Annotated in this window: 21 protein-coding genes and 1 pseudogene; 15 read left to right on the forward strand and 7 right to left on the reverse strand. The window is 36.3% G+C overall.

The window, feature by feature from the left end; all coding sequences use genetic code 11:
- Window positions 1-37: 37 nt before the first annotated feature.
- From L0B70_RS11960 to L0B70_RS11975, 4 genes are read right to left on the reverse strand one after another with little or no spacing between them, the layout of a single operon-like run.
- Window positions 38-1,012 carry an NAD(P)H-quinone oxidoreductase gene (locus tag L0B70_RS11960; protein WP_235142002.1) on the reverse strand — a complete coding sequence of 325 codons (975 nt, stop codon included), beginning with the start codon at window positions 1,010-1,012 and terminating at the stop codon, window positions 38-40.
- 10 nt (window positions 1,013-1,022) lie between these two features.
- Entirely contained in the window at window positions 1,023-1,343 is a 321-nt protein-coding gene (locus L0B70_RS11965) for a hypothetical protein (protein WP_235142003.1), read from the reverse strand.
- A 51-nt stretch (window positions 1,344-1,394) separates the two neighbouring features.
- Window positions 1,395-2,396 (reverse strand): hypothetical protein, encoded by a 1,002-nt coding sequence (locus tag L0B70_RS11970; protein ID WP_235142004.1) that lies wholly within the window; start codon window positions 2,394-2,396, stop codon window positions 1,395-1,397.
- On the reverse strand, window positions 2,393-3,781 hold the full coding sequence (locus L0B70_RS11975) for an McrB family protein (RefSeq protein WP_235142005.1): 1,389 nt from the start codon (window positions 3,779-3,781) through the stop codon (window positions 2,393-2,395). The genes L0B70_RS11970 and L0B70_RS11975 overlap by 4 nt, the downstream gene beginning before the upstream one ends.
- A 274-nt stretch (window positions 3,782-4,055) precedes the next feature.
- Here L0B70_RS11975 and mnmE point away from each other — a divergent pair, with 274 nt between their 5' ends.
- The 8 genes from mnmE to L0B70_RS12015 all read left to right on the forward strand — a co-directional run bounded on the left by mnmE (window position 4,056) and on the right by L0B70_RS12015 (window position 10,784).
- Window positions 4,056-5,603 (forward strand): tRNA uridine-5-carboxymethylaminomethyl(34) synthesis GTPase MnmE, encoded by a 1,548-nt coding sequence (mnmE, locus tag L0B70_RS11980; RefSeq protein WP_235142006.1) that lies wholly within the window; start codon window positions 4,056-4,058, stop codon window positions 5,601-5,603.
- A gap of 414 nt (window positions 5,604-6,017) precedes the next feature.
- A complete protein-coding gene (locus tag L0B70_RS11985) occupies window positions 6,018-6,917 on the forward strand; it encodes an alpha/beta fold hydrolase (RefSeq protein ID WP_235142007.1) in 900 nt (299 codons plus the stop codon).
- Between the two features lie 104 nt (window positions 6,918-7,021).
- Complete coding sequence (locus L0B70_RS11990; protein ID WP_235142008.1) at window positions 7,022-7,432, forward strand: hypothetical protein; 411 nt, start codon at window positions 7,022-7,024, stop codon at window positions 7,430-7,432.
- Between the two features lie 216 nt (window positions 7,433-7,648).
- Entirely contained in the window at window positions 7,649-7,867 is a 219-nt protein-coding gene (locus L0B70_RS11995) for a DUF4287 domain-containing protein (protein WP_235142009.1), read from the forward strand.
- A gap of 126 nt (window positions 7,868-7,993) precedes the next feature.
- The gene (locus L0B70_RS12000) at window positions 7,994-8,299 is read left to right on the forward strand and encodes a hypothetical protein (RefSeq protein WP_235142010.1); all 306 of its coding nucleotides are present in this window, start codon (window positions 7,994-7,996) and stop codon (window positions 8,297-8,299) included.
- A 16-nt stretch (window positions 8,300-8,315) separates the two neighbouring features.
- A complete protein-coding gene (locus tag L0B70_RS12005; RefSeq protein WP_235142011.1) occupies window positions 8,316-8,981 on the forward strand; it encodes an ABC transporter substrate-binding protein in 666 nt (221 codons plus the stop codon).
- Between the two features lie 318 nt (window positions 8,982-9,299).
- A complete protein-coding gene (locus L0B70_RS12010) occupies window positions 9,300-10,160 on the forward strand; it encodes a phosphotransferase (RefSeq protein WP_235142012.1) in 861 nt (286 codons plus the stop codon).
- Window positions 10,161-10,304: 144 nt separating this feature from the next.
- Window positions 10,305-10,784 carry an SgcJ/EcaC family oxidoreductase gene (locus L0B70_RS12015; protein ID WP_235142013.1) on the forward strand — a complete coding sequence of 160 codons (480 nt, stop codon included), beginning with the start codon at window positions 10,305-10,307 and terminating at the stop codon, window positions 10,782-10,784.
- Between the two features lie 226 nt (window positions 10,785-11,010).
- Here L0B70_RS12015 and uraH read toward each other — a convergent pair whose 3' ends face one another.
- The 3 genes and pseudogenes from uraH to L0B70_RS12030 all read right to left on the reverse strand — a co-directional run bounded on the left by uraH (window position 11,011) and on the right by L0B70_RS12030 (window position 12,612).
- Window positions 11,011-11,421, reverse strand: a complete 411-nt coding sequence (uraH, locus tag L0B70_RS12020; RefSeq protein ID WP_235142014.1) for a hydroxyisourate hydrolase — start codon at window positions 11,419-11,421, stop codon at window positions 11,011-11,013.
- A 39-nt stretch (window positions 11,422-11,460) separates the two neighbouring features.
- Window positions 11,461-11,982 (reverse strand): annotated as a pseudogene (locus L0B70_RS12025) (GlcG/HbpS family heme-binding protein).
- Window positions 11,983-12,042: 60 nt separating this feature from the next.
- Window positions 12,043-12,612, reverse strand: a complete 570-nt coding sequence (locus tag L0B70_RS12030) for a Crp/Fnr family transcriptional regulator (protein ID WP_235142015.1) — start codon at window positions 12,610-12,612, stop codon at window positions 12,043-12,045.
- Between the two features lie 262 nt (window positions 12,613-12,874).
- Between L0B70_RS12030 and L0B70_RS12035 the strand changes: the two genes are divergently transcribed.
- The 7 genes from L0B70_RS12035 to L0B70_RS12065 all read left to right on the forward strand — a co-directional run bounded on the left by L0B70_RS12035 (window position 12,875) and on the right by L0B70_RS12065 (window position 18,763).
- A complete protein-coding gene (locus L0B70_RS12035; RefSeq protein WP_235142016.1) occupies window positions 12,875-13,636 on the forward strand; it encodes a hypothetical protein in 762 nt (253 codons plus the stop codon).
- The gene (locus tag L0B70_RS12040; RefSeq protein ID WP_235142017.1) at window positions 13,611-13,994 is read left to right on the forward strand and encodes a hypothetical protein; all 384 of its coding nucleotides are present in this window, start codon (window positions 13,611-13,613) and stop codon (window positions 13,992-13,994) included. Before L0B70_RS12035 ends, L0B70_RS12040 begins: the two co-directional genes overlap by 26 nt.
- A gap of 156 nt (window positions 13,995-14,150) precedes the next feature.
- Complete coding sequence (locus L0B70_RS12045; RefSeq protein ID WP_235142018.1) at window positions 14,151-14,576, forward strand: hypothetical protein; 426 nt, start codon at window positions 14,151-14,153, stop codon at window positions 14,574-14,576.
- A 159-nt stretch (window positions 14,577-14,735) separates the two neighbouring features.
- Complete coding sequence (locus tag L0B70_RS12050; protein ID WP_235142019.1) at window positions 14,736-15,293, forward strand: hypothetical protein; 558 nt, start codon at window positions 14,736-14,738, stop codon at window positions 15,291-15,293.
- A gap of 131 nt (window positions 15,294-15,424) precedes the next feature.
- Window positions 15,425-16,000 carry a hypothetical protein gene (locus L0B70_RS12055; RefSeq protein WP_235142020.1) on the forward strand — a complete coding sequence of 192 codons (576 nt, stop codon included), beginning with the start codon at window positions 15,425-15,427 and terminating at the stop codon, window positions 15,998-16,000.
- Window positions 16,001-16,414: 414 nt separating this feature from the next.
- A complete protein-coding gene (locus L0B70_RS12060; RefSeq protein WP_235142021.1) occupies window positions 16,415-18,097 on the forward strand; it encodes a hypothetical protein in 1,683 nt (560 codons plus the stop codon).
- On the forward strand, window positions 18,098-18,763 hold the full coding sequence (locus tag L0B70_RS12065) for a response regulator (protein WP_235142022.1): 666 nt from the start codon (window positions 18,098-18,100) through the stop codon (window positions 18,761-18,763). It begins immediately after the preceding gene.
- Window positions 18,764-18,886: the final 123 nt, after the last annotated feature.

An 18,886-nucleotide genomic window follows, 5' to 3' on the forward strand; every position in this document is an offset into this window, starting at 1 on the left:
TCTCAAATTTCCACATTAGCACCTTCTCAAATTAGCATTAATCCATCGTCAACAAGATTTTCCCAATATGTTCGCTGCTTTCCATCAATCGGTGCGCTTCGGCGGCTTCGGCTAAAGGGAATTTTTTATAAATGATCGGATGAATTTCTTTGGAATGAAACATGGGCCAGATATTTTTTTCGACGTCCTGCGCGATCTCAGTTTTCACTTCGTCCGTTTGAGGTTTGAGAAAACTTCCGGTTAAGGTCAGGTTTTTAGACATAATGGTGCGCAAGTTAATATTGACGTCCATGCTTTTCATGCCGTTGATGTAAACGAGGCGGCCTTTTTTATTTAGGAGGTCGAGATTCTTTTGGGTGTAATCGCCGCCGACCATATCGAGAATGACATCGATCTTTTCGTCTTTCCAGACTTCTTCGAAATTTTCATTTTTATAATTGAGGACGTGATCAACGCCAAGATTTTTGAGAAACGCTACCTTTTCCTCTGTTCCCGCCGTAGCGTAGGTTTCGCAACCCCAGGCTTTTGCTTTTTGCAAGCCCATCGTTCCGATGCCGCTGGTTCCGCCGTGAATGAGTAATTTTTCGCCGGGTTGTAATTTCCCCAGCATAAAAACATCAAACCACACCGTGAAAACCGTTTCCGGAAGGGCGGCTGCATCTTCCAGGCTGATTCCTTCCGGAATTGGAAGACAGTGCGAACTTTCAACCGCCACATATTCGGCATAACCGCCGTCTGAAATGAGGGCGCAGACTTGATCGCCGACTTTTTTGTCTGTGACTTCGGCGCCGATCTCTTCAATAACGCCGGAAACTTCTAAGCCGGGAATTAAAGTTTGGGGCGATTCTTTGCCGTAAGTGGCGGTATTTTGTCGCGTGATCACATCGCTGCGATTGACGCCGGCTGCTTTTATTTTGATAAGCACCTGATTTTTTTCAGGTGTTGGTTTTGGGGTTTCCTGAAGTTTCAGAACTTCCGGTCCGCCGGATTTTGTGACGTGGATTGCTTTCATCTTGTTCATTTTATAATATGATTAAATTTTTTTCTATTGAAACAAGTTCATCTGTCAGCAAGCGTTTTGCTTCTTTCATAATTTCCTTTCTTAATGGAATTCCCATCACAACAACTGTATTTGTTACCTGGTTGATTCCATTGATGTATTTTATCCTTTTTATTTCTAATTGATTAGATGGATAACATAGGAATCCAAATTTTAAATCTGTTTTACTAAAAGACGAATACGCCATAATTTGATGTAAATCGTGTCGGTGATCTTCTTTTAAAAATTCACTTTTATCAAATTTATTGTAAAGATTAGATTTATATTTAGCGTCAATAAACACCAAAAAATTTTCTTTTTGATAAATAGCATCTGGTTCAACGTATTTTAATTCTCAAGAATAATGCTTTGAAGTTCTCGACTGGAATTTGAAATTAGTCAATAATTTCCCACCATTTTCTTTTGCTACTTCCTTAAAAATATGTTGAATAAATTTTTCAAAAACATCAGCAAAATCAACTCTCCAAGCAGTACTTTCAACTAAATTAAAGTTTAAAATCTTGTTCCCTTGTTCCTTGCACTTTTTTACGGTTGGGCTGTCGGATGATTTGATAGCAATATTATTCGTGGCTCTGGGTTTATGATGATATAATTTTTCTTCAATGAAACTCAGTTTTCCACGTATTGTGTTTTTTATTCTTGGAGGGATATTTGAAGAAAGTAATTCGCTCTTACAAATGTCAAATACATAACGTACTTCTGAATATTCATTGTGATATTCGCTTAAAAGATTTTTTCGAGATGGAAACTTTAATCGATTTTCTACTTTAAATTCGTTAGTGATATATTTATTCCAGTTGATTTGTCCAGAAGGTTGACTGGATATTTTTTCAAGATTATCAAACTTTCTCCAAGTTTTAGCGATTAAAGCTTCAAGAATAGAAATAAATTTTACTGCTTCCAAATATAATGGTGGTCTGAAGTTTTTACCTGAAGCAAGGGACAAACTATCTATAACTTCAGGACTTATTTCAGTCCCAAGTAAATTTAGAATTTCGATATAATCTTCAAACCTATCACAACCAGTAAACCTGGGCATCACCACAAAATCACCAATTTGCTTGCCGGTGTCAGAAGCTCTTAATGGAATAACACCAATGAAACTAGAAGAGCGAAATGTCAATGAGGTGTTTTGGTCAGAGCCAGTGATAAATGGCTGAACGCCTATGAATTTGAATTGAGACGAATTATAGTCTATAAACTTTTGAAGGTACTGACCAATAATTCTTTTGTCGGCCGATTTGAACCATTTCCTTTGTAAAAAAATTCCACTTAACTGTCTGGACTGTTCAGTTAAGCAAGGTATTTCACAAAAAACATCTAATAGCTTATTCATTCAAAAAGAGATTGATTTATTCGCATAGTGAAATAACTGTTGAACTCTTCGGTGGCATTTCTAATTAATCCTTCTTGCAAATATTCTTTTATCAATGGAAATATTTCGTATTTGATACGGTTTGTCATTTCCTCTTCGCTATCTGCGAGAAAATAGCCTTGTCCTGGTTGCAGTGATAATTCAGTACTCGAAGCGTACCAATCAAATATTTCCTGAATTTTGGAAAATTCATCTTTAAAAAATTGTTTTGAAATTATTTCTTTTGGTTTTAAACTATACCACGCAAATCGTCTACGCAATGCAAAGTCTACTACAGCTAAGCTTCGGTCAGCTGTATTCATAGTTGCGATTACCGAAAAATTATCTGGCAGTTTTTTAATCTTAAAATCCGGAGAAATTTCTATTTCAACATTTGCCGTGTCCATTTTGTGTTCAAATAAATAGAAAATTGGTCCTAAAACATTGGAAAGATTAGCTCTGTTAATTTCATCAATTATCAAGAGAACCTCTTCAGCAGGGAATTTCACAGCATATTGTAAAGCTTCCGTAAATGGTCCTGGTTTTTCAACGTAACTTAATTCCTTACTATTTAGTTCGGGTCGGATACCAAAAATAAAATCAGAAAAACTTGTCTCAGCGTGAAACTGTGTGAAAAAAGTTTTGGCTTTTATCTTTTCTGCAATTTCTTTAGCTGTTCTTGTTTTTCCAGTTCCTGGAGGACCTTGAAGTACAATATATTTTCTTTCATTCAAAAGATTTTTTATTTCTTGTGCTTCATCGATTACCTGCGTTTTAAGAAAAGGTGCTAAAGCTTCTGAGATTGCTTTTCGATGAGTATTATTAGTTGCCCAGTCTCTAAGTTTAGCATAACCCGCAACAAACGCCGTAATTATTTTCTTGCCTTCTTCGCTTTCTGGATCATCAACAATTTGACAAGCTGGTAAAACCTTAGTGTAATTTTTTATTGTATTTTTTATATGCTGCAAATCTACGCTACCGGATATATCCTTTGGTAAACTTGTTTCTATGTTTGAAAAATCAGATTTGCAAAATCCTTTGTCATTAATAAGTTTAGAGAATAGTCGCCGTAGTCCCGGATAATTTGCCAATTCGTAGTCGTTTTTGAAACCATTTGAGCCAATACCTAAACAAACTAGCCAAGGTTTGCCTTGGTCGTTTGGGAAGATTGTTAAAGAGAAGTCATGGAATGGTCCTGATGTTTCTTCTTCTTGATGTATAAAACCAAAATAGGCTCCATTATCTTTTAAAGCCTCCTGCCCTGTATTGTTTCTTTCAACATAAGGTTTACTAAATTCGTTTTGTGTTTTCGCGCCGAATCTTTCCGCTTCATCTCTAATAAATTGTCTGGTATTTTCTATGCTCATATTTTGTCTTCTAATAATATTTTTAAAACCTTAAAACTCAAATATACAAAACACTTTAGTAGATTATAAAAATATTTCTGTATTAAAATTAATCGTGATTTTATCTTTGGAAAAGAAAAACCACCTATCATTCTAGCCCCGATGGAAACGGCATCCTTTTTTGGCGCGAGCGAAGCGAGCGCCGAAAAAGATAGAGTTGACAGCGGGAGGGGTCTTCGAAAAATGCGAAATCTTGGTGCTCCTAAAAACAGGAATAATTCCGTAATTTTGGGTCATGAATCAAGATACGATCTGTGCGATTGCGACCGCTAATGGAGTGGGCGCTTTGGGAATTATTCGCCTTTCTGGGAACGATGCCGTGAAGATTGCGCAAAAAACTTTTAAAGGAACCGATTTAGCAACCGTGAAATCTCATACGGTGCATTACGGGTATATTTACGATAAGCGCCAAGGAAAAAGGGAAAAGAGCCAAGAGGAAAGTGCAGAGACAATAGATAACAGACAGGAGACGGAAGAGTTTAAGGAATTTAAAATTCAAAATTTAAAATCTGAAATTCAGAATTCAGAAACTGTTAACCCTCAACCCTCAACTGTCAGCCAGGAAGAGCTGATCGACGAAGTTATGGTTTCTGTTTTTCTGGCGCCGAAAACTTTTACGACGGAAGATGTGGTGGAGATTTCTTTTCACGGATCGCCGCATATTGCGAAGAAAATTCTGGAAGTGTTGGTAAAAAATGGGGCGCGACTGGCGAAAGCCGGGGAATTTACGATGCGTGCTTTTATGAACGGCAGAATTGATCTGGCGCAGGCGGAATCGATCGCTGATCTGATCGCTTCGGAAAATGAGGCGTCTCGGAAAGTGGCTTTGAATCAGTTGAAAGGCGGGATCACCAACGAAATTTCTGTGTTGAGAAATGACCTGCTGAATTTCACATCCCTCATTGAACTGGAACTGGATTTCGGGGAAGAGGATGTGGAATTTGCGGACCGTACCGCCATGAACAAACTGCTGCTGAATCTTCGGCAGAAACTGAGCGCCTTGATCGAGAGTTTCCAGTACGGAAATGCGCTGAAAAATGGGGTAGAAGTCGCCATTATCGGGAAACCGAACGCGGGAAAATCGACCTTGTTGAACGCTTTGCTGAAAGAGGAAAGAGCGATCGTTTCTGAAATCGCGGGAACAACGCGTGATACGATCGAGGAAGTGATTCACCTGAAAGGAACGGCTTTCCGCTTTGTGGATACGGCCGGACTTCGGGAAACGACTGATGTTATCGAGAAAATTGGCGTGACGAAAGCGAAGGAGAAAATTGCCTCTGCCAAAGTGCTGTTGTACCTCTACGATGAACAGGATTCGACAACGGAAGAAGTGATTGCTTTTGTGAAGGAATTCCACCGCGAGGATTTGAAAATTGTGCTGGTTCATAATAAAGTGGATTTGACCAACGACGAAACTCTAAACGAATTTGACGCCACTTTAACTTTGGAATTGTTTCCGGATTATTGTGATGAGTTGTTGAGGATTTCCGCGAAGGATCAAACAGGAATTGAAGCCGTGAAAACGGTTTTGATCGATTACGTGGAGAATTTGAAAGATCAGGAAAGCAATGTGATTATTACGAATCAAAGGCATTTTAATGCGTTGCAGAAATCGCTGCAATCTGTTCTTCAGGTGGAGGAAGCGGTGAGTTCCGGGATTCACACGGAATTGTTGGCGTATGAGTTGAGAAATGCGCTGGAGCAATTGGGGGAAATTTCCGGGGAGTTTACGAATGATGAGGTTTTGGGGAATATTTTTTCTAAGTTTTGTATTGGGAAGTAAATACGACTAAAAAAAGCAATTAAAAGTGGCAAGATTTTGATAAAGAATTTGCACCGAATATCATTTTCTTCTTGTAACTCACTATCAAAATAAAGTCCGGTGACAAAGACAAATGGCTCCATATAGTAAATTTTACGTCTTTTCGCCAGCTGGTTTAATCTTGCGAGAATTTTGGTGTAGCTGAAGAAATCACCTGTATGTTAAAACCTTTAAAAGAGTCTAGTGAAGCCCACGGGATTAGATTTATTTTTATTTCTTGTCATATGTCAAATAGTTTTTCTTTTTCTTAATATAATTTTGTGTTCAGCCGTAACGAGGGAAGACTATTAATATTTGCCATATTTAAAATAGGTATCGCTAAAATATTTATTTTTCCGTTGCAAAAAACAGCTCCAATTTTATTAAGACGTAAAAATGGTAACAAGTGATCCGGAAGACTATCAAATTCAGCATAAAAAAGTCTTGGTAAATGGTGTCGAAATTTTTTACAGAGAAGCAGGGAATAAAGAAAATCCAAGTATTTTGCTTTTGCATGGTTTTCCTACCTCTTCTTTAATGTTTAAAAATTTAATGACAGCCCTTTCCGGTACTTATCATTTTATCGCACCCGATTACCCTGGCTTTGGATTTAGCAGCTTTCCTTCAAGAAAAATATTTGACTACTCTTTCGAAAATATCGCTTCTTATATTACCGAATTTACAGAGCAAATAAAGCTGAACTCATTCAGCATCTATTTACATGATTATGGTTGTTCTGTAGGACTTCGAATTTGCATGAAACACCCTGAAAGGATTGAAAAAATAATAGTCCAAAATGGTAACAGTTGTAATGAAGGGCTTGGACCACAATGGGACGATACAATAGATTACTGGGAAAATCCCGTACCTAGTAAAAAGAAAAAAGTTGCTGCATTTTTAAGTAAAGAAGGAATTAAAAAACAATATTATGCAGGTCTTACACCTGAATTCGTGGAAAGGGTAAGCCCCGAATATTGGATTGTTGACTGGGAACGGATGAAAAGGCCAGGAAATATAGAAATGCAATTTACCTTAAACGTTACTTATCAAACGAATATTGAAATGTTTCCGCTATTTCAGGAATATTTTCGTGCTTATCAACCGCCTGCTCTTGTTTTATGGGGGAAGTATGACGTTTTTTTTGACGTTGCAGAAGCTTTTTGCTACAAGAGAGATTTGCCCGAGGCTCAAATTTTTATAATAGAAGGTGGGCACATGCTTTTGGAAACGAATTTTACTGAAGTGATCGTACATTTAAAAAATTTCATGTCTCCATTACCACCTGAAAGATCGTAGATCAACTAGACTGAAAAAATAATGGTTTTAAAAATCCTGGAAAATAGGATATAAAAGGCTGAGCGAAAATATAAATTCATTAATTTCATTTTAACTTTTTTGTTATGAACGTTATTCAAAACTTTTTTAAAAAATATGCAGAAGTTTCTATGAGCGGTACTCCTGCGCAGTTGTCAGCATTTTATGGAAAACATTTTGTAATGGCTGGGCCCGACGGATCTGAGATTTTTAAAAATGACGCCAGATTTTTACGATGGCTCAAACACGTCCATGATTTTAATGTCCAAACCGGGCTAAAGACCATGAATGTTCAAAAAGTTACTTCGACTGAAATTAGTCAGAACTTAATTATCGCAAGTGTGAATTGGGGTGCCATTTATGAAAAAACCGGGAACGAAATAATAAAATTTGATATACATTACACGCTTGAGCGCTTTAAAACTGACCTAAAAATTTTATTGGTTGTAAGCGATGAAGATCAGGGTAAACTGATGAAAGAAAAAGGGCTGCTCTAAAAATTGGTTATTGTTTTTATGGTGCGCAAGATAATCAACAACATCATATACCGGTCGTATTCTTGCCCAAGCGGATATTTTTCAAATATGAATCTACATTAAATACGATGCAGCTTCTCTAATTTTTTATAATTTAGTGGCGTCAAACGAACGCTGAATTGCTTGAAAATCATACATTTATTATCACAAATTCAACCGTACTAAAACTTAATTATTATGTCATTTCAAACATACATCGACAACATCAAAGCGAAGACAGGCAAAACACCGGCGGATTTTAAAAAGTTGGCGGAGAAAAAAGAGTTTATTATCGACGGAAACCTTAACCCTAAAATTAAGGCAACAGAAATTACGAATTGGCTCAAAGAAGAATTTGAGTTAGGACACGGACATGCGATGGCCATTTATGCAACATTCAAAGGAAAAACCGAATAACGGCAAAACACCCAACCGCTAAAACCTGTAACCATAATCGCGGCGATTTCAGCCACCGCAAGGCGAACATGGACAAAGAAGGTCTATTTCCATGGCAAAACCTTAGCAAAAATTTACCACCCAAATATGATAACAAGAATTTGGCACGGACGTACGAAAGCAGAGGATGCTGATCAATATTTAATCTACGTTCAAAACACAGGGCTTGCAGAGTATTTTTCGACTAAAGGAAATATTTCGGCAAAAATTTTACGACAAATAGAAGGTGAAATCTGCCATTTCCTCACCATAACGGAGTGGGAAAATATGGAAAGCATTATCCAATTCGCAGGTGAGGATTTTGAAAAAGCAAAATATTATGAAGAAGATAAAAAATATCTTCTGGAGTTTGAAGAAAATGTAAACCATTACGAAACATATGTCGCCTCATAAAGAAACGAAAAACATATTGAAAGTTGGTTTAGATTTTGCCGCACCGGTTCCTTTACATACAGACGTTTCTAGTGAAAAATTTGAAGGGTTTGAAGTAGACTTGATGAATGAAATAGCCAAAGAGTTGAAATTGACCTTAAAATATTCCGTGTCATATTGGAAAAACATTATCAACGACATAACCCACGGAAAAATAGAGGTCATTTGTTCGGCGACAACCATAACCGCGGAAAGAAAAAAGACATTGGCTTTTAGTAAACCTTATTTAAACTTTCATCTTTGTCTTGTTTGTCATAAAAACTTTATTTTCCCGTTAAAGGAATTGGCAAATAAAAAAGTAGGCGTAAGGATAAGAACTGAGGCAGAAGACTATTTAAAAGCAAATTATCCAAAAAACAACCTAACCTTGTTCGAAACCAACGAAGCGCAATATAATAGTTTAGCAAAAAACGAAATTGATGCTGTGATCGACGACTCCCCAATTGCGTTCGGGTTTACCACACAAAATTCTGAAATTATGATCGCTGAATTGATTCCGGAAACACCGTCTCAGTACGCAATTATCATTAATAAAGAAAATGTTGATTTAAAAAATAAAATTGATAACGTCATTGATAAACTGGAAGAGAATGGATTTTTAAATCAAAATCGAATAAAATGGTTTAAAGAAACTCATTTATAAAAAACGATGTTAAAACGATTATTTTTAAGGGCGGAGCGACGGAAAAACTGTACAATATTCTACTTTTGAGCTTCAAATAAATTTAATGCTAAAAAGCCTTGTTTTCGCCAATACGCAGAGCCTTTTTTTAATATTAGAAACTTTACACAAAATGAATTCTTTTTTCCAACTGCAGCTTCCATCTTATCGCCAATTGAATTAGGTAAATTTATTACTGAAAGGTATCATTTAGAGGAAGACTTTGCTTGTAAACTCTTCCGAACTGGCGTAAATCATACGTATTTTTTGTCCGGCACTACTGCAAAATATGTTGTAAGAGTGTATTGTTATAATTGGAGAACAAAAGTTGAAATCCAGGAAGAATTGAAATTTTTAGACCTTCTTAAAAACAATAATCTCTCTATTTCATTTCCACTACCGGACAAAGAGGGAAACCTGATTCAAGAAATTAACGCGCCGGAAGGTTTAAGATATGCGGTTCTTTTTACCTTTGCAGTAGGTGAAAAAATGCGTTTTATGACAAAAGAAATCTGTTATGCAATCGGGTCGGTTATGGGTAAAATTCACAACATAACTGCCGGTAAAAAGATAGACAGGGTAAGTTATAATTTCGATGTTCTTTTGCATGATGCCTATCACCATTTAAACTTATTTTTTTCTGATGAATTAAGTGAAATAGGCTACATAAAACAACTCAGCGCTAAAATATCAAAGCGTTTTGCGCAAAGTAATTTATCAGAAAACCAAAAAGGAGTCCTTCATCTCGATATTTGGTACGATAACTTAAGCGTTAATAAGGAAAATGAGATTATACTTTTCGACTTTGACAATTGTGGAAACGGACCTCTGATCTTAGATGTGGGTTATTTTTGCAAGCAGCTGTTTTTTATCGAAACGGACAAGGAGGTATATGAAATGAAAGTTGAAAGTTTTCTAAACGGCTATATAAGTGAGAGAAGTTTATCCGAAGCGGAGTTGAAATTAATTCCGGAAGCTGGAGCGTCGGTTTTTATATTCTATCTTGGCGTTCAGGCGCAAAGATTTGATTGGTCAAATATATTTTTAACGGAAAACTATATTAAGATGCTTGGCGCAAGAATTAAAAACTGGATCGATTACTACGAACTAAAAGAATTACATGCTGCGAACCGTAAGTTAGCGAATTTTCCAAATGATTAAACACAGGATTCGCTTATGAAACAATCGATGAACCGTCCAAAAGGTATGCAAGTTATGATGTAGAGATAAATTCACCACCATCAGCGGTTTATGCTTATTGTCTGAAATCAATGACAACACAACTAATCCTTTAAATTTAATATTATGAAATCACTGTTTTTCCTCTTTTTGATGGTGTTTGCCCTCAGCAATGTACCGGCACAAAATATAAGTGACGAACTAAAAAAAATAATTAGTCAACAGGAAACCGACTGGAACAGAAACGATATGAAATCGTTTTCTGAGGCTTTCTCCGATGATGGCGTCTTAATTAATTTTCTTGGGCAGGTTTGGACAGGAAAAAAAATGATTGTCGATCAGTTTTCAAAAATAAATGACTGTTGCATCAAGCCTACCGCTGTAAAATTCAACGTGAGCAATGTAAAATTTATTGATGACAAAACGGCAATCGCCTACATCCGTGAAACTTTAACAGCACAGGAAGACTATCAGGTACCCGGTGCAACGGTAAGAAAGGGGAGTGTTGATAAAAAAATGGTGACGGCAGTTTTTCAAAAAGCAGCAGAATCCTGGAAAATTGTTTCGATGCAGGTAACGCAGGTCCACCAAATGGTAAACAACTAGAACGCAGCGGAACAAACCGCTGAAAGGTGTTCCGGAAGTTTCAAAAAATGATCCCGCGTTAAGACCGCATAAGCATAAAAAGGGCAACTAAGTTCGCTGCCACAATATTTAACACTTAAACTTTGGTGCATACATACGTTAATCATCTTTGCAATCCAGAAATAAATATATGCATCAAAGTAAATGGTAGAAGATTGAAAAATTGCCTCTGCGTTCTAAAACAAATCTAATTTCCTCTGTATGTGGAATATCCGTAAGGCGAGAGGGTAATCGGAACGTGATAGTGATTTTCGTCTTTCAATTCAAATACAACTTCAATAAAAGGATAAAAACTTTCCTGGTTCAGATTTTGAAAATACGGCGCGGTGTAATACGTTAATTTGTAGATTCCTTTGTTATTCGCTGAAGGTGTTTCTTTTAAAAAATCCGTAATCCTGCCGTTTTTGTCCGTGAGTTTTTCGTCAACAAAGATCCAGTTTCCCTGAGGATCCGCTTTGGACAGCGTAATTTTCACGTTCGGTGCAGGTTGTCCTTTGGTAACATCCAGAATATGACTGGACAATTGATACTTCTCCTGTGAATAAAGCATGGTGCTGAAAAACAGCATTATTAGCGATAAAGTGATTATTTTTTTCATAATATTTTTTTTGTTAACTACTCAGTTTTGTTCTTCAAATTAATAGGTTCTGGCCGTCAGAAAACCAAGTTCTTCTATGGCGCTTTTTGCGATCTGATGATCATTTTTGCCGCCGCCCCCTCCGGAAACTCCCAGACTTCCTATCACCTCATTTTTATACCAAACGGGAACGCCACCGCCCTACAGCAGCAGGTCCGAAACCGTATTCAGGTTTCGTGCGGTTGAGTCCGCAGCGGCGATTTTCATTAAGTCGAAACTTGACGTCTTCGTCGAAAGCGCCGTGTAAGCCTTTTTATGGGAAGCTTCAGTATTGTGTGGACCCACATTCTCTCCGCGAACTTTTAAAATTATAGTTCCGGAGGCATCCAAAACGACGATGGAAACTGTTTTACCCAACAAAGCGGCACTTTTTTTCGCTTCATCAGCAAGATCAAATGCCCCCTGAACGCTTAGGGTTTGAACAGTGGTCACATGCTTCGTGTTCACTGTGCCTGGTGCGTTTTTACTTTGGCAAATACTCAGGATAGGAAGAAATGCAAATAATGCTAAAATAATTTTCATTAATTCTTTTTGCAAAGGTACACGCCGCTCCTTTAAAAAAGATTGTTTCAGGACAACGTTTTACAATTTCAATTTTATCCGGCTTAAAGTGGACGGCGTTATCCCTAAATAGGATGCCTCCATTTTATTGGACAGCTTCAAAAGGATTTTTGGCTGGTGCTCCCTTATCCATTTTACTTTTTCAAGTGCGTCAAAGCCTTGAAAGCCGTAGATTCTTTTCTGTGCGCTGATAAATCCCAGTTCCAGAATTTCCGTGTAAATTTTCGCAAAGGCAGGAGTCGTTTTTACGAGTTCGTAAAAATCGGTTCGCGAAATCACCAGCAGTTCTGATTTTTGAATTGTCTGAAGAAATTCTTGCGCAGGTTTTTGATCGATAAAACTTGGCAGCGCGGTGGCGAAATCTCCCTCAAATGCGAAGTATCGTGAATTTTCATTTCCATCTTTGGAGGTCGTGTAAAGCCGGATACATCCTTTATTGATAAAGTAATAGTATTTACAGACCTCGTAGAAATCAACTAAGATTTCGTTGCGTTTTGTTGCTACCAAACTAAAAGAAGAGCAGATCAATTCCAGTGTCACTTCATCCACATCGGCTTTGCTTTTGATAAAACTTCGAAGAGTGCTGTACATCGGTTTTTCTTATTTATAAGACGTTTAATACGGCCTGCATCTGGAGCGCAATGGGTAAAAACCAATATTACTGAGCGGCGATGAGCGTTACAAAAGTCCGTTTGACAATTGGTAAAGATAAAATATATATCTTAGTGATTAGAAACGCGTTTTACAACGTAAGACATATCGACACCATACATGTTGTATTTGTTTGACGGCGTGAGAATATATAAACAAGTTAGCTGTCACTCTACAAAACTCGATACAAAATAAATAAAATATGAGCTATTTTTCAGAAGAAAGTATCGAGGAAGATGAAAGGAGGAACGAAGCCTTTCAATTATTGTGTGGAATTCGGGAAGCTGTAAGTATTGCAAAAAGAACAAAGCAAACAATTCCCTATCGAAAAGCTCTAGAATTAGCATATGACATATCTCCGGAATTACATAAAGAGTTATCAAATTTATTAACTAAAGCAAATGAAAGCGATTTAGTTAAATATTATAAACAGAAAGCCGACTTAATATCTTCAGAGGAAGGAAAAATAATATTTGGCGAAGATCTAATAATTAAAGATTTAGAAGATGAAAATAAATTATTGAAACTGGGAGAAAACACAAATTTGATTCAAAAAAGAATATTTGAACTTGAAGCCGCTCTGGAATATTTTCAGCCAGAAGATATCTCAGAAAACTTCATACTTAATCATGATTTTTCATTGACTACAAAACATCCTTTTTTTGAGAAACAGCTTTATTCAAATGCAAAAGTGAAGGATTATGAATTAAGTGATAATCGTGTATTGAGACTGAGATTATTACATCCTGATAAAGCAGAGAGAATAATTGGTTCGGATTTAGTTTACGAACAATTTAATTTACGGACAAATAAAGTAAGATTTATTCATTTGCAGTATAAAACTTGGAATAACAAGGTTTTATATTTTTCTGGAGGCAATATGGTAGACCAAATTGAAAAACTTGATAAACATATTTGTAAATCTGGTTATTGCAACAATGAATCTGGAAAAAAAACATTCTGAAAATTATAGACTTCCATATTGCGCTGCATTTTTACGACCAACAAATTTTTTAACTAAACCAGATGCAAATCTCGTTTCTTCTGGCATTCATCTGCCAATCTGTATGGTTAACAAAATCAGAGAAAATGACAATAAAATATCTAATAAAAACGTAATAGGAAAAAATATCGGACATAGAGTTTTTGAGGAACTATTTATTGAAAATCTAATTGGCTCTAACTGGATTTCTATTGATCAACTAGAGAAGTTTTATCGAGAGAAAGGAATTACTAGCCAAAGTGCAAGAATTAGAGTACATGCACAAGAAGTTATAGAAGATGACAGAAGCGAAGCTGAAAAGGTAAAGAACGACAGCTAACAGCGTTTTTCAATAGTGCGGGATTTTCGCAAGTTTAAAGATTTTAGATGTTCTGAAGATTAATTTATAATAAGAAAGTTTCCGCGTTTAAGCCGCACCATCGCCAATACGCAAAACGTTATCTGCCATTTAAAAAATTATATAAAAACTAAGATTATGAAAAAAATCACATTGTTTATTTTAATAATAATATTTCAATTTGGAATATCACAGACCGTTAAGGAAACATTTGACTCTAAACAGCCGCAAGATTTTAATGTTCCGCCCCCACCAAACATTACTTATCCTGCGCAATATTCCACAGGTAATAAGAAATTCATTGAAGAAATAAAAACTAAGATAGATATGTCTATTTTAAAACCAAATGAAACTTATAAATCTAAAATAATTTTGAAAATTGGATCGGACGGAGAAGTTCTAAATATTTCCACCTATGGAAGTAATGAAAATTTCAATAACGCATTGAAGAGCACAATTCAAAAAATTACACAAGGGAAAAAATGGGAACCAGGAAAAAATAAACAAGGAGAAAATGTAATTGATATAGTTTCTCTACCAATAGAAATAAAGAAAAAAATATAGAACGGCAGATAACAAGATATTTCTACAAGCGGGTATGAAGTTTTCATCGAAGATTTTAGCGGTTAATTAAGTTTTTAATAAGTATAAAGTTTTCGTGTTTTTATCCCGCCTGCAGAAATACCCAAACGTTGTACGACCTTAAAAAAAAAGCATCCATAAATGAAAATCAGTAAATTATATCCTCTAATTTTTTCTCTAATTTTTTTTTCTTGTTCTGCTCAGAAAAATAAAATAATAAAAATAAACTTTAAAATTAATAAGGAATATATTGCAAGTAGAAAAGCATTCGAAGGAAAACTGAATCCTGATGAATATAAGAAAATTCGTGAAGCGCTTATCAATGAATTAAAAACAGAAATTCCACGCAGCAAGTCTATTTTAATAAACTTTTATCAATTTGGTTTAAACTGTTTGGAGTATGGTTTTACTAAGAAGGATGCAATGACTGTGATTGAAAATAGTATTCGGATTTCTTCAAAGATGTCAAACGATAATAATGCAAGTGATTTTTTTGTTTATTCCGAAAATGTATTGAATAAAGAAAGAGTTGAAAATAGAAAAAACTTCATTTTAGATTCAGGTTTTTTCGCTGATAATATTTTCACATTGCAAGAAAATTGTAGAGCATTCTTTATATTAAAACCGAATGGAGAATTTTTGAAATACTATGGATCTGATTATTATTCTGAAGTAGAAAAGTTCCTTCAGGAAAAATAATTAAACGTCGTTTAACAGCGGTTTTGTAAGATTGCGAATTTCTTGGTAAAATCACTTTTTCGTCTCGCAAGAAATTTTATAGTAGCAGAAAGTTAAGTAACGAATTTCACAATCTCAAAAAGCTGGGTACGTTGGCAAACATTATGAGAAATAGCATATATACAATTATCATAACATTTATTTTAGTTTCTTGCTCTTCAACAGGTAAAGTGACTGAAAAGCGATGCAAATCAATACTCAAAAATGATTATAAAAATATAGTAGAAGATAAATTTGAATCAGTTGTGAATAATGACACTGTTTTTCTGAATGAAGTGAAATATGAATGTGTTTATTCCGCAATGTATACCCAAAAGGGAATGTATGACAGGTTTGGGAAATGGGACAAAGAAATATACCCAAAAGGACAACACCACCCAATATTATTGTGGAACAATGTTAAGCTTTTTCCCAATGACACTACTGAATTTATGGTAGCAGCTACTGGATTAGAAAGTGAAGAAACGATTTATGCTTCTATTCTGGTTTTTGATAAAAATAATATTGATTTATTGTCGGAAAATTCCAAATTCAAATCTAAACTTATTGAATACTTTTCTGAATTAATTAAATCAAATAATTCAAATAAAAGTGATTTTTACGAAATTTATTGGAAAACAGTTGACCCAAAACATTGGGAACGAATTAAAAACTATCAAAAGAATTAATAACGTTTGCTAACGGCGGTTTTGACCTGTTCAATAATTTTATAATTTCCTGTCTTCTTCCAGTCCAGCCGAGCGCAATTTCCGCAACAGTCGCAAAGCCACAAAAAGTTCGTGGCAAGTGTCTCAAAATTGTGCAGATTGACAAACCTGGATTTTGACCCCGGTCGCCGCAAATATCCCTAGCACAATTTTGCAGTTCATATTGTTTAAAACCAACATCGTGTGCTTTCCTTCTGCTTTTTTTCGGGTATAATATTCCTTCAGTTCAGAATCGTATTTGATGGCCGTGCGCCAAACCATGTGCAGCACTGTTTTCATCTGGCTTCCGGCTTCGAAAGTATAACTTGCTCATGCAAGTAGCGAAAATCAATCTTTCGTTATTTTTTTGTCTAAATTTGACCTAAACTTGCGAACTTGAACTTAAAACTCTTTCTCTTCTGCTCCCTTCTTCTGGCCGTTTCCTGTAAAAAGGAAATTACTGAACCCCCCAAAACCGACACTGAGTTTTACGATAAAGCCTACGATTTTTTATCAGCCGGTGAAAAAGACAGTGCTTTCTTTTATTTTAATTTGGCCAAAAATATTTTTGTGCAGCAAAATGATTCGGCCCGAATTGGAAACAGTTTGGTAAACATGGCCATTATCCAGGCTGAAAATGGCGATTATTATGGAAGTCAGGAAGTTTCTTTAAGCGCAATCAAATATTTAAATAAAAAAGAACAGAAGTTACAGCCGGTTTTGTACTCCAATTACAATAATTTAGGAATTGTATCTAAAAACCTGCGGGATTATCATAAGGCAATTTCTTTTTTTGATCAGGCAATTCTCTTTGCAACTTCTACCGCAGAAATCAATACAAGCCTGAATAATAAAGCCAACTCTTACCGATTTTTAAAGCAGTACGCGGCAGCGATCAAGATCTTCGAACTTAATTTGAAAAATATCGATCCCGTAAAAGATCCGAAAGGATACGCCCGCGCAGTAGATAATCTCGCTTATATTAAATTCCTGCAAAATCCGGCCTACAATGCAGAATCTGACTTATTTCGTGCCTTAAAAATAAAGATTAATGAAAAAGACTGGTGGGGACAAAACGCGAGTCACTCGCATTTGTCCGACTATTTCGCCTCCAAAGAAATGGCCAGATCACTCTACCACGCCCATCAGATGTACGGCATCGCCAAAAAAATAAAAAGTCCGGATGATCAGCTGGAAGCCCTGCGAAAATTAGTGGATTTAGAAAGTCCTGTCCTGTCGAAAAAGTATTATAAAGTTTATGTGCATCTGGACGACAGTTTAAAAAACGCGCGAAGCAAAGCCAAAAACCAGTTTGCCCTCATCCGCTTCGATGCTGAAAAAAACAGAGTCAATTTTTTGAAAGCGGAAGCTAAAAATATAGAAAACCGGTATCAGATCCTGCAACGGAACATTGCTTTGGGAGCCGTTTTTTTTGCTCTGGTCATCGCCGCTTTCTGGGTGCGGAAAAGGCGCGACCGCTTAAAAAAGGAAAAAGATCTCGAGGTGAAAAACACGGCCTTGCGGTACTCCAAAAAAGTACATGATGTTGTTTCAAACGGCATCTATCAGGTGATGTCCGAAATTGAAAACACTGCCGGGATCGATAAAGAGCGCGTGCTGGATAAACTGGAGCTCGTCTACGAAAAATCGCGCGACATTTCTTACGAAAATCTCACCGGAAATGCGGACGTGGATTTTAAGCGTCAAATCGCCGCGCTCACAAAATCATTTTCCTCCGACCGTGTGAAAACCATTATTATCGGCAATGACGAAGTTCTGTGGTCCCAAGTGCCGCCGGTTTTAAAAACAGAAATTGCGCTTATTTTGCAGGAACTTCTGGTGAATTCTAAAAAACACAGCCAGGCACATAAAATTTTATTAAAATTTGAAATCAGTCAAAAGTCCCTGATTATGGCCTATTCCGACGATGGTATTGGCTTGGGCCACACCGTAACTAAAAACAATGGACTCCAAAATGTGGAAACCCGTATTTTTTCTCAAAAGGGAAATCTTAATTTTGGCACCACATCAGGAAAAGGCTGTGATATTCATATTTCTTTCCCTTTAAAAAACGGATAAATGTTTCAAAAAGTTCTGGTAGCCGAAGATTACGAAAGTGCAAGTATATCTGTTCAAAAATCATTAACCGATTTAAACATCGCGGACGCCGGTTTCGTTTATTATTGTGACGAGGCGCTGGCGCTCCTCCGAAAAAGCCTGGACCAAAATAAACCGTTTGATCTGCTGATCACCGATCTTTCCTTTGAAGAAGATTTCGCAAAACAAAATTTAAAATCAGGAAAGGAACTTATTATTGAAGCAAGAAAGCTGTTGCCGACACTGAAGATCCTGGTATTTTCGGGGGAAAAACGTCCGCTGGTGATCAAAGAACTCTTCGAAGATTTAGAAATCGACGGTTTTGTGAGCAAAGGTCGGATGGACGTTAAAAACCTGAAAACAGCGATCACAACCATCTTTGAAAACAAAAAGTATATTTCCTCAGAAAACCTTCACCAGTTGCGGAAAACAGATAACATTGAGCTTTCTCTGGTGGAGTTTTCAATCATAAAGTTGCTTTCCGAAGGCATTTTTCAAAAAGACATGACCGAAATTCTGAAGGAGAAATCCATAAAACCCAACAGCTTAAGTTCGGTGGAAAAAACTTTAAACAATCTAAAGGAAACTTTCGCGGCCAGAAGCACTGAACACCTTGTTGCGATCTGCAAAGATCTGGGCGTTTTGTAAATATCTTGTCTGCAGCTTTATTTCTACTTTTCTCTCTCCGTAAAATTACATTTAACAATAAACTTCGTATTCCCGTACGGACGTCTCGCTGTGGCCTCTATATTTGAAAACCGAAAAACTTCA

The organism is Kaistella sp. 97-N-M2 (genome assembly GCF_021513235.1).
Taxonomy (GTDB): domain Bacteria; phylum Bacteroidota; class Bacteroidia; order Flavobacteriales; family Weeksellaceae; genus Kaistella.